The organism is Ramlibacter sp. P4_H7 (assembly GCF_056400765.1).
This window is the reverse complement of the sequence record NZ_JBFUKP010000039.1, coordinates 1-2761: the sequence shown is the minus strand read 5'-3', so window position 1 is coordinate 2761 and position 2761 is coordinate 1. Positions and strand designations below refer to the sequence as shown.

Here is a 2761-nt window from a genome sequence, read left to right as displayed (position 1 = left end):
GAGCGGGGGCGTGGCGCTGTCCTACTTCTGGGATGCTGCGAGCACCACGCTGTATGCCGCGACGGATGTCACCAGCGCGACCACGGCAGCGGCGACGGTGGTCTTCTCGATCGCCTTGCAGGAAAGCGGCGGCATATTCGACTACTTCTTCAGTTCCACCGGCCAGATCGATCATCCGGCGGGCAACACCGAGAACAACGTGTTGGTGGATGTGACGTTCACCGCGACCGGCCTGGGCGGATCCGCCACCGGCACCTTCCATCTTTTGTTCGACGACGACATCCCGGTGCGGGCGAGTTCCCCCACGCCGGTGACGGCCACGGTGGAAGAGGACGGCATGTCTTCGGCCGTCACTCCGGAAGCCGGTGGCCTGAATGGCAACGACCAGTCGCTTGGCAATCCCGGCGCGGGCGACACCCTGGGCGATGACCAGGCCAGTGGTGCGGTCGGCTCGCTGACCGCGCTGGTGGACGTGGGCGCGGACCAGCCCGGCACCATGACCCTGAGCAGCGTGACCACCAGCCTGCCCACGCTGTTCTCCAAGGGCGTTGCGGTCACCTATGCGGTCACGGACAGCAACGATGCCGATACCCTGCTGGACACGCTCACGGCCACGGCCGGCGCGCGCACGGTCTTCACGCTGAAGGTCAACCCGGATGGCAGTTGGGCGTTCGACCTGGACGACCAGCTCGATCACGTCGCGGGCGGCGGTGAGAACACCGCGCTGCGCACCAACCTCGCGGGCACCACCTCGACGGGCACGATCGATTTCTCCACGATGGTGCAGGTCACGGACTTCGACGGTGACACCGTCGCGCCGCTGCTGGCCGGCGACTTCGCCATCACGGTGGAGGACGACATCCCGGTCCGCGCGGCCAACCCGCAGGCGGTGACGGCCACAGTGGAGGAAGACGGCATGTCTTCGGCCGTGACTCCGGAAGCTGGTGGCCTGAACGGCAACGACCAGTCCCTGGGCAATCCCGGCGTCGGTGACACTCTCGCTGACGATCAGGCCTCCGGCGCGATCGGCTCACTGACTGCGCTGATGAGCGTGGGCGCGGACGAGCCCCCGACGATCAGCCTGAGCAGCGTGACCACCAGCCTTCCCGCGCTGTTCTCCAAGGGCGATGCGGTCACCTACGCGGTGACCGACAGCGCGGATGCTGATACCTTGCTGGACACGCTGACGGCCACGGCCGGCGCGCGCACGGTCTTCACGCTGAAGGTCAACCCGGATGGCAGCTGGTCGTTCGACCTCGATGATCAGCTCGATCACGTGGCGGGCGGCGGCGAAAACACCGCGCTGCGCACCGCCGCAGACGGCACCACATCGGTCGCCTCGATTGATTTCTCCGCGATCGTGCAGGTGACGGACTTCGACGGTGACACCGTCGCTCCGCTCCAGTCCGGCGACTTCGCCGTCACGGTGCAGGACGACATCCCGGTGCGCGCGGCCAACCCCACGGCAGTGACCGCCACGGTGGAGGAAGACGGCATGTCTTCGGCCGTCACTCCCGAAGCTGGTGGCCTGAACGGCAACGACCAGTCCCTGGGCAATCCTGGTGCGGGCGACGCCCTCACGGACGACCAGGCCTCCGGCCTGGCCGGCTCGCTGACCGCGCTGATGAGCGTGGGCGCGGATGAGCCGCCCACGATCAGCCTGAGCAGCGTGACCACCAGCCTGCCCACGCTGTTCTCCAAGGGAGATTCGGTCAGCTATGCGGTCACGGACAGCAACGATGCCGACACCCTGCTGGACACCCTCACGGCCACGGCCGGCGGGCGCACGGTCTTCACGCTGACGGTCAACCCGGACGGCAGCTGGGCGTTCGACCTGGACGACCAGCTCGATCACGTCGCGGCCGGCGGTGAAAACACCGCGCTGCGCACCAACCTCGCGGGCACCACCTCGGTCGCGTCGATCGACTTCTCCGCGATCGTGCAGGTGACGGACTTCGACGGTGACACCGTCGCTCCGCTGCTGGCGGGCGACTTCGCCATTACCGTGCAGGACGACATCCCGGTGCGCGCAGCCAACCCCACGGCAGTGACCGCGACGGTGGAGGAAGACGGCATGTCTTCGGCCGTCACGCCGGAAGCCGGTGGCCTGAACGGCAACGACCAGTCGCTGGGCAATCCCGGTGCGGGCGACACCCTGGCAGACGACCAGGCCTCCGGCGTGGTCGGCTCGCTGACCGCGCTGATGAGCGTCGGAGCCGACGAGCCGTCCACGATCACCCTGAGCAACGTGACCACCAGCCTGCCCACGCTGTTCTCCAAGGGCGAAGCGGTCACCTACGCGGTGACCGACAGCGCGGATGCTGATACCTTGCTGGACACGCTGACGGCCACGGCCGGCGCGCGCACGGTCTTCACGTTGAAGGTCAACCCGGATGGCAGCTGGGCGTTTGACCTGGATGACCAGCTCGATCACGTCGCGGGCGGCGGTGAGAACACCGCGCTGCGCACCAACCTCGCGGGCACCACCTCGGTCGCTTCGATCGACTTCTCCGCGATCGTGCAGGTCACGGACTTCGACGGTGACACGGTCGCTCCGCTGCTGGCGGGCGACTTCGCCGTCACGGTGCAGGACGACATCCCGGTGTTCAACTCCATCACCAACGCGGTGGCCTTCAACACCGGCAATCCGATGACGGGGATGTACAGCGCCGGCATGGGCGCGGACGAGCCGGGCGACATGGTGCTGCTGACGCTGTCGGGAACCGCTCCCAGCGGGCGCGCCATCTTCAACGTGGTCATG

General features: G+C 67.7%; 1 protein-coding gene. It reads left to right on the top strand.

Features of this window, described 5'->3' with window-relative positions:
• Positions 1-2761, top strand: a 2761-nt coding sequence (locus AC1DSA_RS26035) for a T1SS-143 repeat domain-containing protein (protein ID WP_477894169.1), incomplete at both ends; no start/stop codon positions are given.